We start from the raw sequence: 13,677 nt of genomic DNA, 5'->3' as shown, positions 1-13,677 counted from the left end.
TTCGGTTGCTCAAGCGCCATTGCGCTGTCGTCGTGTGTCTCGCGGCGGCAGCTCGGCCCAGATGTGACGTCACCACTCCGATCCGCCGCAGGCGTGTGCCCTCCCAGGAATGCGACACGCCCGACCGCGTGGACCGGAGTCCGGCGGCGGCGAGGAACCCGGTCCGACCGGATTCGCCCCGCGCGGGTGGAGGACAAGAAGGCGGACCCGATCCGCCGCACAGGGACAGGAACAGCACACCCGACGAGAGAGGCGTGACGCCATGGCGGGACAGAAGATCCGCATCCGGCTGAAGTCGTACGACCACGAGGTCATCGACGTGTCGGCCCGCAAGATCGTTGACACGGTCACGCGCGCAGGCGCGACGGTGGTCGGCCCCGTGCCGCTGCCGACGGAGAAGAACGTGTACTGCGTTATCCGTTCTCCCCACAAGTACAAGGACAGCCGCGAGCATTTCGAGATGCGCACCCACAAGCGGCTCATCGACATCATCGACCCGACTCCGAAGGCCGTCGACTCGCTCATGCGACTGGACCTGCCCGCGGACGTCAACATCGAGATCAAGCTCTGAGAGGGAGGTGCTGAGAGACTATGACCAACACCCAGAACATCAAGGGCCTGCTGGGCACGAAGCTCGGCATGACCCAGGTCTGGGATGAGGACAACAAGCTCATCCCCGTGACCGTGGTCAAGGCAGACCCGAACGTCGTCACCCAGCTGCGCTCCGAGGAGACCGACGGCTACACCGCCGTGCAGATCGCCTACGGCCAGATCGATCCCCGCCGCGTGACCAAGCCCCTGGCCGGTCACTTCGAGAAGGCCGGCGTGACCCCGCGTCGCCACCTCGTCGAGCTGCGCACCGCCGACGCCGCCGAGTACGCGCTCGGCCAGGACGTGACCGTGGAGGTCTTCGAGGCCGGCCAGAAGGTCGACGTCGTGGGCACCACCAAGGGCAAGGGCTTCGCCGGCGCCATGAAGCGCCACGGCTTCGCCGGTGTGGGCGCCTCGCACGGTGCGCACAAGAACCACCGCAAGCCCGGCTCCGTGGGCGGCGCGTCCACCCCCGGCCGCGTGTTCAAGGGCCAGCGCATGCCCGGTCGCATGGGCGCCGTGCGCCAGACCACCATGAACCTGACCCTCCACGGCATCGACGTGGAGAACAACCTCCTGCTGATCAAGGGCGCGGTGCCCGGCTCCAAGGGCCAGGTCGTGCTCGTCCGCAGCGCCGTGAAGGGAGCCTGAGACCATGGCTGAGAACTCCGTGAAGACCATCCAGGTCGATCTGCCCGTCGAGCTCTTCGACGTGCAGTCCAACGTGCCGCTCATGCACCAGGTCGTCGTCGCCCAGCTCGCCGCCGCCCGCCAGGGCACGCACAAGACGAAGCGCCGCGGCGAGGTGTCCGGTGCCGGTCGCAAGCCGTTCAAGCAGAAGGGCACCGGCCGCGCCCGTCAGGGCTCCATCCGGGCCCCGCACATGACCGGCGGTGGCGTCGTCCACGGCCCCACCCCGCGCGACTACTCGCAGCGGACCCCCAAGAAGATGAAGGCCGCCGCCCTGCGCGGCGCCCTGTCGGACCGCGCCCGCAACGGCCGCGTCCACGTCATCGAGGCCCTCGTGTCCGGGACCACCCCGTCCACCAAGGCCGCCAAGGCGGGCCTCGCGTCCCTGAACACCGGCCGCAAGAACGTGCTGCTGGTGATCGACCGGGCCGACGACGTCGCCGCCCTGTCCGCCCGCAACCTGCCTGCGGTCCACACCCTGTACGCCGACCAGCTGAACACCTACGACGTGCTCGTCTCCGACGACGTCGTGTTCACCCAGGCGGCCTACGAGGCGTACGTGGCCCAGGCTTCCGGCGCCAAGAAGGAGGATGCCCAGTGAGCGGCTCCATCAACAAGGATCCCCGCGACGTGATCATCGCTCCCGTCGTGTCGGAGAAGAGCTACGGTCTGATCGACGAGGGCAAGTACACCTTCCTGGTCGACCCCCGCTCCAACAAGTCCGAGATCAAGCAGGCGGTGGAGCGCATCTTCAACGTCGACGTGGCCTCGGTCAACACCCTGAACCGTTCCGGCAAGCGCCGTCGCACCCGCTTCGGGTGGGGCCAGCGCAAGTCCACCAAGCGTGCCATCGTCACGCTCAAGGACGGGACCATCGACATCTTCGGAGGTCCGCTCGCCTGATCGGCGTGCGGAGACCACTTAATCGAGGAACTGACACATGGCTATCCGTAAGTACAAGCCGACCACCCCGGGCCTGCGCGGCTCGTCCGTGGCCGACTTCGCAGAGATCACCCGGTCCACGCCGGAGAAGTCCCTTCTCCGTCCGCTGCACAAGACCGGCGGCCGCAACAACACCGGCCGCATCACCACTCGTCACAAGGGCGGCGGCCACAAGCGCCAGTACCGCCTGGTCGACTTCCGTCGCCACGACAAGGACGGCGTGCCCGCCACCGTCGCGCACATCGAGTACGACCCGAACCGCACCGCCCGCATCGCGCTGCTGCACTACGCGGACGGCGCCAAGCGCTACATCCTGGCCCCGGCCAAGCTGAAGCAGGGCGACGTGGTCGAGGCCGGCCCGAACGCCGACATCAAGCCCGGCAACAACCTGCCGCTGCGCAACATCCCCGTGGGCACCACCATCCACGCGGTGGAGCTGCGCCCCGGCGGCGGCGCCAAGATGGCCCGCTCCGCCGGCGCCTCCGTGCAGCTGGTCGCCCGCGAGGGCAAGTACGCCCAGCTGCGCCTGCCCTCCGGGGAGATCCGCAACGTCGACGTGCGCTGCCGCGCCACGATCGGCGAGGTCGGCAACGCCGAGCAGTCGAACATCAACTGGGGCAAGGCCGGCCGCATGCGCTGGAAGGGCGTGCGCCCGACCGTCCGCGGTGTCGTCATGAACCCGGTCGACCACCCGCACGGCGGTGGCGAGGGCAAGACCTCCGGCGGTCGTCACCCCGTCAACCGGAACGGCAAGCCCGAGGGCCGCACGCGTCGTCCGAACAAGGAAAGCGACAAGCTCATCGTGCGTCGCCGTCGTACCGGCAAGAACAAGCGATAAGGGAGCAGGGAAGACATGCCTCGCAGCCTGAAGAAGGGCCCCTTCGTCGATCAGCACCTCTACCTGAAGGTTCTGGCCGAGAACGAGAAGGGCAGCAAGAACGTCATCAAGACCTGGTCCCGCCGGTCGATGATCATCCCGGACATGCTGGGTCACACCATCGCGGTCCACGACGGACGCAAGCACGTCCCGGTGTTCGTCACCGAGTCCATGGTGGGTCACAAGCTGGGCGAGTTCGCCCCGACCCGGACCTACCGCGGCCACGTGAAGGACGACAAGAAGGGCAAGCGTCGCTGAGCCTGAGGGCACAGCACGCTTGACCTTCTCGAGAATCGAAAGAGAGAAGCAATGGAAGCCAAGGCAATTGCGCGCCACCTGCGCGTGACGCCGATGAAGGCCCGGCGCGTCGTCGACCTGGTCCGTGGCAAGCAGGCCACCGAAGCACTGGCCATCCTGAAGTTCGCCCAGCAGGGTGCTTCGGAGCCGGTGTACAAGCTGGTGACCTCCGCGGTGGCGAACGCCCGTGTCAAGGCGGACCGCGAGGGCCAGGCCTTCGACGAGGACGCCCTCTACATCACCGAGGCCTTCGTGGACGAGGGCCCGACCATGAAGCGGTTCCAGCCCCGTGCTCAGGGCCGCGCGTACCGCATCAACAAGCGCACGAGCCACGTGACCGTGGTCGTCGCGTCCAAGGACGAGAAGGGTGGGAACTGACAATGGGACAGAAGATCAACCCCAACGGGTTCCGCCTCGGCATCACCACCGACCACGTCTCGCACTGGTTCGCGGACTCCCACAAGGAGGGCCAGCGCTACGCTGACTTCCTCAAGGAGGACGTCAAGATCCGCGAGCTGATGACCACCGGCATGGAGCGCGCCGGCATCTCCAAGGTGGAGATCGAGCGCACCCGTGACCGCGTGCGCGTGGACATCCACACCGCGCGTCCGGGCATCGTGATCGGCCGCCGCGGCGCCGAGGCCGACCGCATCCGCGGTGAGCTCGAGAAGCTCACCGGCAAGCAGATCCAGCTGAACATCCTCGAGGTCAAGAACCCCGAGACCGATGCCCAGCTGGTGGCGCAGGGTGTGGCCGAGCAGCTCGCCTCCCGCGTGGCGTTCCGCCGTGCGATGAAGAAGGCGATCCAGTCCGCCATGCGCGCCGGCGCGCAGGGCATCCGCATCCAGTGCTCCGGCCGCCTCGGCGGCGCCGAGATGAGCCGCTCGGAGTTCTACCGCGAGGGTCGCGTGCCGCTGCACACCCTCCGCGCGAACATCGACTTCGGCAAGTTCGAGGCCAAGACCACCTTCGGCCGCATCGGCGTGAAGGTCTGGATCTACAAGGGCGACCTGACCGCCAAGGAGCTCGCGGCCAAGGAGGCCGCTCAGCCCTCCGGCCGTGGCCGCGGCGGCGAGCGCCGTGGCGGCGGCGAGCGTCGTCGTCGCAACGATCGCGCCGAGCGTGCTCCCCGCCAGGAGAACGCCGGCGCCGGCGCCGAGACCCCGGCCGCCGCTCCCGCTGAAGGAGGCAACGCCTGATGCTGATCCCCCGTCGCGTCAAGCACCGCAAGCAGCACCACCCCAAGCGTTCCGGCGCCGCCAAGGGCGGCACCACCGTGACGTTCGGCGAGTGGGGCATCCAGGCGCTCACGCCGGCCTATGTGACCAACCGTCAGATCGAGGCCGCCCGTATCGCCATGACCCGCTACATCAAGCGTGGCGGCAAGGTCTGGATCAACATCTACCCGGACCGTCCCATCACCAAGAAGCCCGCCGAGACCCGCATGGGCTCCGGCAAGGGCTCGCCGGAGTGGTGGGTCGCCAACGTCAAGCCCGGACGCGTGCTCTTCGAGCTGTCGGGTGTCACGGAGGACGTCGCCCGTGAGGCGCTCCGCCTGGCCATCCACAAGCTGCCGCTGAAGGCCCGTATCATCCGTCGAGAGGGTGGTGAGTGATCCCATGGCGATCGGCACCAAGGATCTGAACGTCGAGTCCCTGGACGGGATGGACAACGCCCGCCTGCTGGAGGCCCTGAAGTCCTCCAAGGAGGAGCTGTTCAACCTGCGCTTCCAGGCCGCCACCGGCCAGCTGGACAACGCCAGCCGGCTGAAGTCCGTCAAGCGTGACATCGCGCGCATCTACACGATCCTGCGCGAGCGCGAGCTGGGCATCCGCGGCGATGTCGCCGCCGAGGCGCAGGCCGAGAAGAACGAGGAGGCTGCCAAGTGACCGAGCAGACCCCGGCCGTCTCCGAGGAGCGCGGCTACCGCAAGGCCCTCCGTGGCATCGTCGTGTCCGACAAGATGGACAAGACCATCGTCGTCGAGGTCCAGGACCGCAAGAAGCACTCGCTCTACGGCAAGGTGATGAAGACCTCGAAGCGCGTGAAGGCGCACGACGAGGACAACACCGCCGGCGTGGGCGACCGCGTCCGCATCGCCGAGACCCGCCCGCTGTCCGCCTCCAAGCGGTGGCGCCTGGTGGAGGTCGTCGAGCGCGCCAAGTGATCGACCCGGCCCCCTGAGGGTCGGCGACGCAGAGGGCCGCCCCGTGCACTGGCACGGGGCGGCCTTGTGCGTTAGACTCTGATATTCGTGCGCCCTCTCGTTGGCAGGACCATCCATCCTGTGTGCCGAGGGCCGCGCACACCGATCCCGGATCCGCCTCGGCCCTGCCCTGCGCGCCCCTCCGCTCTCGACCTCCCCGACGCTGTCTGAACACGCGTCGCCGGGGGACGACGGTGGGTGGCCCGCCTCGGGGGAGGGGTAAGCGTCCCGGGATGCCCGTTCAACCGTTCCGCAAGGCTCGCCCATCGTGGGGGAGAACCGGCGCGACGCTAGGAGAGACAAGTGATCCAGCAGGAGTCGCGGCTCAAGGTCGCCGACAACACCGGTGCGAAGGAAATCCTGACCATCCGTGTTCTCGGCGGTTCCGGACGCCGCTACGCAGGCATCGGCGACACCATCGTCGCCACCGTGAAGGACGCCATCCCCGGCGGCAACGTCAAGAAGGGCGACGTCGTCAAGGCCGTGGTGGTCCGCACCCGCAAGCAGTCCCGCCGTCCCGACGGCTCGTACATCAAGTTCGACGAGAACGCGGCGGTCATCCTGAAGACCGACGGCGAGCCCCGTGGCACGCGCATCTTCGGCCCCGTGGGTCGCGAGCTGCGTGACAAGAAGTTCATGAAGATCGTGTCGCTCGCCCCGGAGGTGATCTGACCTCATGGCCAAGATCAAGAAGGACGACCTCGTCCAGGTCATCAGTGGCAAGGACAAGGGCAAGCAGGGCAAGGTCCTGCGCGTGTTCCCGACGGATGAGCGTGTGCTCGTCGAGGGCGTGAACCGCGTGACCAAGCACCTGCGCGCCGGCCAGGACAACAACGGTTCCACCGAGGGCGGCCTGCAGGTCGTCGAGGCCCCGATCCACATCTCGAACGTGGCCGTGGTGGACCCGGAGACCAAGAAGCCGACCCGTGTGGGCTACCGCTTCGAGACCGTCGAGAAGGACGGCGTGAGCAAGACCGTGAAGGTCCGCTTCGCCAAGGCCTCGGGGAAGGAGCTGTGATGACCGAGGTGCAGCAGACCGAGAAGGTCACCCCGCGTCTGAAGACCAAGTACCGCGAGGAGATCCGCGGCGCCCTGCAGGAGCAGTTCCAGTACGGGAACGTCATGCAGGTGCCGGGCCTCGTGAAGGTCGTCGTCAACATGGGCGTCGGCGAGGCCGCCAAGGACTCCAAGATCATCGACGGCGCGGTCACCGACCTCACCGCCATCACCGGCCAGAAGCCGATGATCACCAAGGCCCGCAAGTCCATCGCGCAGTTCAAGCTGCGTGAGGGCATGCCCATCGGCACGCACGCCACCCTCCGTGGCGATCGCATGTGGGAGTTCCTGGACCGCCTGGTCACGCTCGCGCTGCCGCGCATCCGTGACTTCCGCGGCCTGTCCGACCGCCAGTTCGACGGCAACGGCAACTACACCTTCGGCCTGTCCGAGCAGACCGTGTTCCACGAGATCGATCAGGACAAGATCGACCGCGTGCGCGGCATGGACATCACCGTGGTGACGACCGCCAAGAACGACGACGAGGGCCGCGCGCTGCTGAAGGCGCTGGGCTTCCCGTTCAAGACCGACCAGTAAGACCTCCACGCCACAGGTCCTCCACCGGTGAACCGGTGGCGGAAACCACGGCGAGAAAGGGCGTGAAGCCCACATGACCATGACCGATCCCGTCGCAGACATGCTGACCCGTCTGCGCAACGCAAACTCGGCCTACCACGACACCGTGTCCATGCCGTCCTCGAAGCTGAAGACTCGCGTCGCCGAGATCCTCAAGGCCGAGGGCTACATCCAGGACTGGCGCGAGGAGGAGGCCGAGGTCGGCAAGAAGCTGACCATCGACCTGAAGTTCGGCCCGCAGCGTGAGCGTGCGATCGCCGGCCTGCGCCGCATCTCCAAGCCGGGCCTGCGCGTGTACGCGAAGTCCACGAACCTGCCCCACGTGCTGGGCGGCCTCGGCATCGCCATCCTGTCCACCTCCTCTGGTCTCCTCACGAACCAGCAGGCCGCCAAGAAGGGCGTGGGCGGAGAAGTCCTCGCCTACGTCTGGTGACGGGCAAGACGGAAGAAAGGCTGAACTGACATGTCTCGAATCGGACGTCTCCCGATCACCATCCCCGCCGGCGTCGATGTGACCATCGACGGCGACCGCGTCTCCGTGAAGGGCCCCAAGGGCCAGCTCGAGCACTCGCTGCCCACGCCCATCACGGCCACCCTCGAGGAGGGGCAGGTCACCGTGGCCCGCCCCGACGACGAGCGTGAGTCCCGCTCCCTGCACGGTCTGACCCGTACCCTCATCAGCAACATGGTGGAGGGCGTGACCAACGGCTTCTCCAAGCAGCTCGAGGTCGTCGGCACCGGCTACCGCGTGCAGGCCAAGGGCCAGGACCTCGAGTTCGCCCTGGGCTACTCCCACCCCGTTCCGGTGAAGGCGCCCCAGGGCATCACCTTCACGGTGGAGGGCAACAGGGTCACCGTCGCCGGTATCGACAAGCAGCAGGTCGGCGAGACCGCCGCCAACATCCGCAAGCTGCGCCGCCCCGACCCGTACAAGGGCAAGGGCGTGCGCTACGCGGGCGAGCAGATCCGCCGCAAGGCCGGAAAGGCAGGTAAGTGATGTCTACTCTGAAGGTGAAGGGCAAGGGCAAGTTCAACGCCCGCACCCGCCGCCACCTCCGGGTGCGCAAGCGGATCTCCGGCACCACCGTCCGTCCCCGCCTCGTCGTCAACCGCTCTGCACGGCACATGTTCGTGCAGGTCGTGGACGACACGCAGAGCCGTACGCTGGCGTACGCCTCCACCATGGAGGCCGACGTGCGTGCGCTCGAGGGTGACAAGACGGCCAAGGCCAAGCGCGTGGGCGAGCTCGTCGCCGAGCGTGCCAAGGCGGCCGGCATCGAGGCCGTGGTCTTCGACCGCGGCGGCAACAAGTACCACGGGCGAGTCGCGGCCGTGGCCGACGGTGCGCGAGAGGGTGGGCTGCAGCTGTGACCGAGAACATCAACCAGAAGGACACTCAGGTGACCGAGAGCACCGAGACCACCGTCTCCGAGACCGGGTCGGGCTCGGCGAGCCAGACCACCGAGCGCGCCACCGGTGGCCGCGGCGGTCGTGACGGCGGCCGCGGTGGCCGTGACGGCGATCGTCGTGGCGGCCGTCGCGACGACCGCAACCGTCGTGGCGCCCAGGACGACGAGAAGGACCAGTTCCTCGAGCGCGTCGTGGGCATCAACCGCGTCTCCAAGGTCGTCAAGGGCGGCCGCCGCTTCTCCTTCACCGCCCTCGTGGTGGTGGGTGACGGCGACGGCACCGTCGGCGTCGGCTACGGCAAGGCGAAGGAGGTCCCCGCTGCGATCCAGAAGGCCGTGGAGGAGGCCAAGAAGTCCTTCTTCCGCGTCCCCCGCGTCGGCTCCACCATCCCGCACCTGGTGCAGGGTGAGGACGCCGCCGGCGTCGTGCTGCTCCGCCCGGCCTCCCCGGGTACCGGCGTGATCGCCGGCGGTCCGGTGCGCGCCGTGCTCGAGTGCGCCGGCATCCACGACGTGCTCTCCAAGTCCATGGGCTCCGTGAACGCGATCAACATCGTGCGCGGCACCGTGGACGCCCTCAAGAAGCTGGAAGAGCCCCAGGCCGTCGCCGCCCGCCGCGGCAAGGCCCTGGACGAGATCGCCCCCCATGCGATGCTGCGCACCATGGAGAACGATCGCGCCCAGAAGAGCGCGAAGGCAGGTGCGTGAGCCGTGTTTGAGCCCACTCGCAAGAACATCCAGCCCTCGGACGCCACCCTGGTCATCACCCAGACCCGCGGCGTCACGGGCTCCAAGCAGAACCATCGGGACACCCTGCGCTCGCTGGGCCTGAAGCGGATCGGCCACCAGGTCACCCGCAAGGCCGACGCGGTGACGGTCGGCATGGTCAACACCGTGCCGCACCTGGTGTCCGTGGAGGAGGTCAACAATGGCTGACAACGACGCCATCAAGGTCCACGACCTGCGTCCGGCCCCCGGTGCCAAGACCGCCAAGACCCGCGTGGGTCGCGGTGAGGCGTCGAAGGGCAAGACCGCCGGTCGCGGCACCAAGGGCACCAAGGCCCGTTACCAGGTCCGTGCGGGCTTCGAGGGCGGCCAGCTGCCCCTGCAGATGCGTCTGCCGAAGCTCCGCGGCTTCAAGAACCCGTTCCGCACGGAGTACCAGGTCGTGAACCTGGACAAGCTCTCCGCGCACTTCCCCGAGGGCGGTGAGGTCACCGTGGACGCGCTCGTGTCCAAGGGCCTCGTCCGTCGCGGCCAGCCCGTGAAGGTGCTGGGCACGGGGGAGATCACCGCGGCCGTGCAGGTGAAGGCGAACGCCTTCTCCGCGTCCGCCGTGGAGAAGATCCAGGCCGCCGGCGGGTCCACCGAGACCCTCTGACACGCCGACCCATCGACCGAGGGCCCTGGCCCGGAGCAGCCGCTCCGGACCAGGGCCCTCGGTCCGTCCGTGTAGACTCGCACAGCGGCCGCCCCGGTGTGGCCGCCGTCTCGTGCCCCGCCCCGCGGCCGGCGCGCGCCCCACAGGACCACCGCAGGAGGACTCGTGCTCAAGGCCATCGCCCGGATCGTCCGGACGCCTGACCTGTTGCGGAAGATCGCCTTCACGCTCGGGCTCATCGCCGTCTACCGGATGGGCACCTTCGTGCCGGCCCCCGGGGTGGACTACCCGGCGGTGCAGCAGTGCCTGGCGGCGGGCAACGCCCAGGGCGGCCTCTACTCCTTCGTGAACATGTTCTCGGGCGGGGCGCTCCTGCAGGTGTCCGTCTTCGCGCTCGGCATCATGCCCTACATCACGGCGTCGATCATCGTGCAGCTGCTGCGCGTGGTGATCCCGCGCTTCGAGCAGCTCCACCAGGAGGGCCCGCAGGGCCAGGCGACGCTGACGCAGTACACCCGCTACCTGACCCTCGCCCTCGCCCTGCTGCAGGCGACCACGATGGCCTCGCTGGCCCGCACCGGGGCCCTGCTCGGATGCAGCCTGCCGCTGCTGCGGGACGGCTCCATCCTCACGGTGCTGCTCGTGGTCATCGCCCTGACCACCGGATGTCTCATCGTCATGTGGTTCGGCGAGCGGATCACCGAGAACGGCGTGGGCAACGGCATGTCCCTGCTGATCTTCACCTCCATCGCGGCGGGCTTCCCGGCCGGCCTCGGCCAGGTGGTCCAGACGCAGGGCTGGCGCGTCTTCGCGATCGTCATGGGGATCGGCCTGCTCACCATGCTGGCCATCGTCTTCGTGGAGGAGTCGCAGCGCCGGATCCCGGTCCAGTACGCCAAGCGGCAGATCGGCTCGCGGACCGTGGGCGGGTCGAGCACCTACATCCCGGTCAAGGTGAACATGGCCAACGTCATCCCGGTCATCTTCGCCTCCTCCGTGCTGATGCTCCCGGGCATCCTCATCCAGTTCAACACGCCGCAGGACGGCAGTGCGCCGGCCCCGTGGATCACGTGGCTGAGCCGGTACTTCGGCACCGGCGACCACCCGGTGTACATGGCCCTGTACTTCCTGCTCATCATCGGCTTCACGTACTTCTACGTGTCCATCACGTTCAACCCGGTGGAGATCTCGGACAACATGAAGCGCTACGGCGGGTTCATCCCCGGCGTCCGCGCCGGCCGGCCCACTGAGCGTTACCTGCAGTACGTCATCAGCCGCATCACGCTCGTCGGCGCCCTCTACCTCGGTATCGTGGCCATGATCCCGCTGATCGCCTTCGCGGTGATCGGCACCAGCCAGAACTTCCCGCTCGGCGGCACGTCCATCCTCATCATGGTGGGCGTCGGCCTCCAGACCGTGAAGCAGGTCAGCGCACAGATGGAGCAGCGCCACTACGAGGGCCTGCTGCGCTGAGCCGCGACCCGATCCCGCAACGCCGTCCGTATCGACAGTGAGGAACACACGATGACCCGCATGCTGCTCATGGGCCCTCCCGGTTCCGGCAAGGGCACCCAGGCCACCCGGATCGCCGACAAGCTCGGGATCGTCCCGATCTCCACCGGTGACATCTTCCGCCACAACGTGAAGTCGATGACGCCGCTCGGCGTCGAGGCCAAGAAGTACATCGACAACGGCGACTTCGTCCCCGATGAGGTCACGAACCGCATGGTCGCGGACCGCATCGCCCAGGCCGACGCGGAGCACGGCTTCCTGCTGGACGGCTACCCGCGCACGAAGGGCCAGGTCGAGGCGCTGGACGCCATGCTCGCGGAGGCGGGCCAGTCGCTGTCCGCCGTCGTCGAGCTGGAGGTGCCCGACGAGGAGCTCGTGGAGCGCCTGCTCAAGCGTGCCGAGATCGAGGGCCGCGCGGACGACACCCAGGAGGTCATCGAGCACCGCCTGGACCTGTACCACCGCGAGACCGAGTCCGTCATCCAGGAGTACGTGGAGCGCGGCATCGTCGCCCGCGTGGACGGCACCGGCCAGATCGACGACGTCACCGAGCGCCTGCTGCAGGCCGTGTACTCCGTGCGCTCCGCCACGGGCTCCCTGCCCGTGATCCAGCCGGGTGCGGAGTCCTGACCCCGTGATCGGCCGCCGCTCGCTCGAGCTCAAGACCGCCCCCCAGCTGCAGGCCATGCAGCGCGCGGGGGTGGTCCTGTCCGAGGCCCTGGACGCCACGCTGGCCGCGGCCGCGCCGGGCGTCACCACCGCGGAGCTGGACGCCGTGTTCGCAGGTGTGCTGGCCGAACGCGGTGCGACCTCCAACTTCCTGGGCTACTACGACTTCCCGGCCTCGATCTGCACCTCGGTCAACGACGAGGTCGTGCACGGCATCCCCGGGGACCGGGTCCTGCAGACCGGCGACGTGCTGAAGGTCGACGGGGGTGCGATCGTGGACGGCTGGCACGCCGACTCGGCCCGCACGGTGATCCTGGGCTCCTCCGCGGCCGGCACCGCGGACCCGGCCGACGAGCGCCTCTCGGCGATCACGCGGGAGGCGCTCTGGGTCGGCATCGCGGCCTTCGCCTCCGCCACCCACGTCGGGGACATCGGGGACGCCATCGACGACTTCGTCTCCGCGCAGCCGGGCGAGGAGCTCGGCATCCTCGAGGAGTACGTGGGGCACGGCATCGGCTCGGCCATGCACCTGCCGCCGGACGTGTTCAACTACCGCACCGGCCACCGGGGGCCCACGATCCGCCCCGGGCTGGCACTCGCCATCGAGCCGATGCTGGTGCGCGGCTCCATCGACACGAAGGTGCTCGCGGACGACTGGACCGTGGTGACCCTCGACGGCGCCCGCGCGAGCCAGTGGGAGCACTCGGTCTGCCGGCACGACGGCGGCCTGTGGGTGCTCACCGCGCCCGACGGCGGCGCCTCCGAGCTCGCTCGGTTCGGCGTGGTCCCGGTCCCGCCGGGGGAGTGAGGGGCCCGAGCTGTCGGCCGTCCGTCCCGCCCGTCCGGCGGACCGGGCGGCCGTCGTCGTCTGTGCTGGTTCGCAGGCCGAAAATGCGGTATCATCGAACGTTGTTCGTGTGCGCGCACTCGTGTGCCCGCGAGCAGACCCGTTCCCGCCCCGTCATCCGGCCCTCCGCGGCCGTGTCCGGGGCATGACGATTGTGGAGGACATGGCTAAGAAGGAAGGTGTCATCGAGGTCGAGGGCACGGTGTCGGAGGCATTGCCGAACGCGATGTTCCGGGTCCGTCTGCAGAACGAGCACGTCGTGCTCGCCACGATCTCCGGAAAGATGCGTCAGCACTACATCCGCATCCTCCCCGAGGATCGCGTCGTGGTGGAGCTTAGCCCGTACGACCTCAACCGGGGTCGGATCGTGTACCGATACAAGTAAGAACCCCCGTCCAAGCGAGCGCAGGAGGAAGAGCCGTGAAGGTTCAGCCGAGCGTGAAGCGGATTTGTGACAAGTGCCAGGTCGTGCGCCGTAAGGGCCGCGTGCTGGTGATCTGCTCGAACCCGCGCCACAAGCAGCGCCAGGGCTGATCGCCTCCCCGGGAGCCCGGGGAGCGACGCCGTCGCGTTGACCACACCACCCACCGGCCATCGGGCCGAACAGCAGGGACAGCGGTCCAC

25 protein-coding genes are annotated in these 13,677 nt (G+C 68.4%); all 25 read left to right on the top strand.

The genetic code is table 11. The features are described from left to right. Positions 1–262 precede the first annotated feature (262 nt). The 25 genes from rpsJ (at position 263) to rpmJ (ending at position 13,587) form a co-directional block, all read left to right on the top strand. On the top strand, positions 263–571 hold the full coding sequence (gene rpsJ / locus AC3RKA_RS08340) for a 30S ribosomal protein S10 (protein WP_002857463.1): 309 nt from the start codon (positions 263–265) through the stop codon (positions 569–571). Positions 572–591: 20 nt separating this feature from the next. Beyond that, positions 592–1,242 (top strand): 50S ribosomal protein L3, encoded by a 651-nt coding sequence (rplC, locus tag AC3RKA_RS08335; RefSeq protein WP_049160459.1) that lies wholly within the window; start codon positions 592–594, stop codon positions 1,240–1,242. A 4-nt stretch (positions 1,243–1,246) separates the two neighbouring features. Beyond that, positions 1,247–1,882, top strand: a complete 636-nt coding sequence (gene rplD / locus AC3RKA_RS08330; protein ID WP_002857469.1) for a 50S ribosomal protein L4 — start codon at positions 1,247–1,249, stop codon at positions 1,880–1,882. Next, positions 1,879–2,184 carry a 50S ribosomal protein L23 gene (gene rplW, locus AC3RKA_RS08325; protein ID WP_002857471.1) on the top strand — a complete coding sequence of 102 codons (306 nt, stop codon included), beginning with the start codon at positions 1,879–1,881 and terminating at the stop codon, positions 2,182–2,184. The genes rplD and rplW overlap by 4 nt, the downstream gene beginning before the upstream one ends. Before the next feature lie 37 nt (positions 2,185–2,221). Then, positions 2,222–3,061 (top strand): 50S ribosomal protein L2, encoded by an 840-nt coding sequence (rplB, locus tag AC3RKA_RS08320; RefSeq protein ID WP_002857473.1) that lies wholly within the window; start codon positions 2,222–2,224, stop codon positions 3,059–3,061. 15 nt (positions 3,062–3,076) lie between these two features. After that, on the top strand, positions 3,077–3,358 hold the full coding sequence (rpsS, locus tag AC3RKA_RS08315; RefSeq protein WP_002857475.1) for a 30S ribosomal protein S19: 282 nt from the start codon (positions 3,077–3,079) through the stop codon (positions 3,356–3,358). A 51-nt stretch (positions 3,359–3,409) separates the two neighbouring features. Next, positions 3,410–3,775, top strand: coding sequence for a 50S ribosomal protein L22 (gene rplV, locus AC3RKA_RS08310; protein WP_002857477.1), 366 nt, complete (start codon positions 3,410–3,412; stop codon positions 3,773–3,775). Between the two features lie 2 nt (positions 3,776–3,777). Continuing rightward, positions 3,778–4,596 carry a 30S ribosomal protein S3 gene (rpsC, locus tag AC3RKA_RS08305; protein WP_002857479.1) on the top strand — a complete coding sequence of 273 codons (819 nt, stop codon included), beginning with the start codon at positions 3,778–3,780 and terminating at the stop codon, positions 4,594–4,596. Beyond that, positions 4,596–5,012, top strand: a complete 417-nt coding sequence (rplP, locus tag AC3RKA_RS08300; RefSeq protein WP_002857481.1) for a 50S ribosomal protein L16 — start codon at positions 4,596–4,598, stop codon at positions 5,010–5,012. Before rpsC ends, rplP begins: the two co-directional genes overlap by 1 nt. 4 nt (positions 5,013–5,016) lie before the next feature. Further along, positions 5,017–5,286 carry a 50S ribosomal protein L29 gene (gene rpmC, locus AC3RKA_RS08295; protein WP_002857484.1) on the top strand — a complete coding sequence of 90 codons (270 nt, stop codon included), beginning with the start codon at positions 5,017–5,019 and terminating at the stop codon, positions 5,284–5,286. After that, positions 5,283–5,564, top strand: coding sequence for a 30S ribosomal protein S17 (gene rpsQ / locus AC3RKA_RS08290; RefSeq protein ID WP_002857485.1), 282 nt, complete (start codon positions 5,283–5,285; stop codon positions 5,562–5,564). Before rpmC ends, rpsQ begins: the two co-directional genes overlap by 4 nt. 342 nt (positions 5,565–5,906) lie before the next feature. Then, positions 5,907–6,275, top strand: coding sequence for a 50S ribosomal protein L14 (rplN, locus tag AC3RKA_RS08285; RefSeq protein ID WP_002857487.1), 369 nt, complete (start codon positions 5,907–5,909; stop codon positions 6,273–6,275). 4 nt (positions 6,276–6,279) lie between these two features. Next, positions 6,280–6,621, top strand: coding sequence for a 50S ribosomal protein L24 (gene rplX, locus AC3RKA_RS08280; RefSeq protein ID WP_002857489.1), 342 nt, complete (start codon positions 6,280–6,282; stop codon positions 6,619–6,621). Continuing rightward, complete coding sequence (gene rplE / locus AC3RKA_RS08275; protein ID WP_002857492.1) at positions 6,621–7,196, top strand: 50S ribosomal protein L5; 576 nt, start codon at positions 6,621–6,623, stop codon at positions 7,194–7,196. The genes rplX and rplE overlap by 1 nt, the downstream gene beginning before the upstream one ends. Before the next feature lie 73 nt (positions 7,197–7,269). Continuing rightward, positions 7,270–7,668, top strand: a complete 399-nt coding sequence (gene rpsH, locus AC3RKA_RS08270) for a 30S ribosomal protein S8 (RefSeq protein WP_002857494.1) — start codon at positions 7,270–7,272, stop codon at positions 7,666–7,668. Between the two features lie 30 nt (positions 7,669–7,698). Beyond that, positions 7,699–8,232: a 50S ribosomal protein L6 gene (gene rplF / locus AC3RKA_RS08265; protein ID WP_002857496.1), complete on the top strand. Its 534-nt coding sequence runs from the start codon at positions 7,699–7,701 to the stop codon at positions 8,230–8,232. Then, positions 8,232–8,606: a 50S ribosomal protein L18 gene (gene rplR / locus AC3RKA_RS08260; protein WP_002857498.1), complete on the top strand. Its 375-nt coding sequence runs from the start codon at positions 8,232–8,234 to the stop codon at positions 8,604–8,606. Before rplF ends, rplR begins: the two co-directional genes overlap by 1 nt. Further along, positions 8,603–9,352: a 30S ribosomal protein S5 gene (rpsE, locus tag AC3RKA_RS08255; RefSeq protein ID WP_002857500.1), complete on the top strand. Its 750-nt coding sequence runs from the start codon at positions 8,603–8,605 to the stop codon at positions 9,350–9,352. Before rplR ends, rpsE begins: the two co-directional genes overlap by 4 nt. A gap of 3 nt (positions 9,353–9,355) precedes the next feature. Then, positions 9,356–9,580: a 50S ribosomal protein L30 gene (rpmD, locus tag AC3RKA_RS08250; protein WP_002857502.1), complete on the top strand. Its 225-nt coding sequence runs from the start codon at positions 9,356–9,358 to the stop codon at positions 9,578–9,580. Further along, positions 9,573–10,025: a 50S ribosomal protein L15 gene (rplO, locus tag AC3RKA_RS08245; protein ID WP_012751036.1), complete on the top strand. Its 453-nt coding sequence runs from the start codon at positions 9,573–9,575 to the stop codon at positions 10,023–10,025. The genes rpmD and rplO overlap by 8 nt, the downstream gene beginning before the upstream one ends. 165 nt (positions 10,026–10,190) lie before the next feature. Then, entirely contained in the window at positions 10,191–11,498 is a 1,308-nt protein-coding gene (gene secY / locus AC3RKA_RS08240; protein ID WP_489727110.1) for a preprotein translocase subunit SecY, read from the top strand. Positions 11,499–11,549: 51 nt separating this feature from the next. Beyond that, on the top strand, positions 11,550–12,167 hold the full coding sequence (locus AC3RKA_RS08235; protein ID WP_049160468.1) for an adenylate kinase: 618 nt from the start codon (positions 11,550–11,552) through the stop codon (positions 12,165–12,167). A gap of 4 nt (positions 12,168–12,171) precedes the next feature. Continuing rightward, positions 12,172–13,014 carry a type I methionyl aminopeptidase gene (gene map, locus AC3RKA_RS08230; RefSeq protein ID WP_081091271.1) on the top strand — a complete coding sequence of 281 codons (843 nt, stop codon included), beginning with the start codon at positions 12,172–12,174 and terminating at the stop codon, positions 13,012–13,014. Positions 13,015–13,216: 202 nt separating this feature from the next. Next, on the top strand, positions 13,217–13,438 hold the full coding sequence (infA, locus tag AC3RKA_RS08225; RefSeq protein WP_010080397.1) for a translation initiation factor IF-1: 222 nt from the start codon (positions 13,217–13,219) through the stop codon (positions 13,436–13,438). Positions 13,439–13,473: 35 nt separating this feature from the next. After that, on the top strand, positions 13,474–13,587 hold the full coding sequence (gene rpmJ, locus AC3RKA_RS08220; RefSeq protein WP_002857509.1) for a 50S ribosomal protein L36: 114 nt from the start codon (positions 13,474–13,476) through the stop codon (positions 13,585–13,587). Positions 13,588–13,677: the final 90 nt, after the last annotated feature.

It is taken from the genome of Micrococcus sp. iso_229 (genome assembly GCF_058072725.1).
The sequence above is the reverse complement of the archived record's forward strand: the minus strand, read 5'-3'. Positions and strand labels throughout refer to the sequence as shown.

Bases quoted from the DNA above. Each gene is read 5' to 3' on its own strand.
- rpmC (WP_002857484.1), top strand. From the start codon at position 5,017: ATGGCGATCGGCACCAAGGATCTGAACGTCGAGTCCCTGGACGGGATG.
- rplO (WP_012751036.1), top strand. From the start codon at position 9,573: ATGGCTGACAACGACGCCATCAAGGTCCACGACCTGCGTCCGGCCCCC.
- rplP (WP_002857481.1), top strand. From the start codon at position 4,596: ATGCTGATCCCCCGTCGCGTCAAGCACCGCAAGCAGCACCACCCCAAG.
- rplF (WP_002857496.1), top strand. From the start codon at position 7,699: ATGTCTCGAATCGGACGTCTCCCGATCACCATCCCCGCCGGCGTCGAT.
- rplX (WP_002857489.1), top strand. From the start codon at position 6,280: ATGGCCAAGATCAAGAAGGACGACCTCGTCCAGGTCATCAGTGGCAAG.
- rplV (WP_002857477.1), top strand. From the start codon at position 3,410: ATGGAAGCCAAGGCAATTGCGCGCCACCTGCGCGTGACGCCGATGAAG.
- rplR (WP_002857498.1), top strand. From the start codon at position 8,232: ATGTCTACTCTGAAGGTGAAGGGCAAGGGCAAGTTCAACGCCCGCACC.
- rplC (WP_049160459.1), top strand. From the start codon at position 592: ATGACCAACACCCAGAACATCAAGGGCCTGCTGGGCACGAAGCTCGGC.
- rpsJ (WP_002857463.1), top strand. From the start codon at position 263: ATGGCGGGACAGAAGATCCGCATCCGGCTGAAGTCGTACGACCACGAG.
- AC3RKA_RS08235 (WP_049160468.1), top strand. From the start codon at position 11,550: ATGACCCGCATGCTGCTCATGGGCCCTCCCGGTTCCGGCAAGGGCACC.
- rplE (WP_002857492.1), top strand. From the start codon at position 6,621: ATGACCGAGGTGCAGCAGACCGAGAAGGTCACCCCGCGTCTGAAGACC.
- rpsH (WP_002857494.1), top strand. From the start codon at position 7,270: ATGACCATGACCGATCCCGTCGCAGACATGCTGACCCGTCTGCGCAAC.
- rplD (WP_002857469.1), top strand. From the start codon at position 1,247: ATGGCTGAGAACTCCGTGAAGACCATCCAGGTCGATCTGCCCGTCGAG.
- rplB (WP_002857473.1), top strand. From the start codon at position 2,222: ATGGCTATCCGTAAGTACAAGCCGACCACCCCGGGCCTGCGCGGCTCG.
- rpsC (WP_002857479.1), top strand. From the start codon at position 3,778: ATGGGACAGAAGATCAACCCCAACGGGTTCCGCCTCGGCATCACCACC.
- rpsS (WP_002857475.1), top strand. From the start codon at position 3,077: ATGCCTCGCAGCCTGAAGAAGGGCCCCTTCGTCGATCAGCACCTCTAC.
- infA (WP_010080397.1), top strand. From the start codon at position 13,217: ATGGCTAAGAAGGAAGGTGTCATCGAGGTCGAGGGCACGGTGTCGGAG.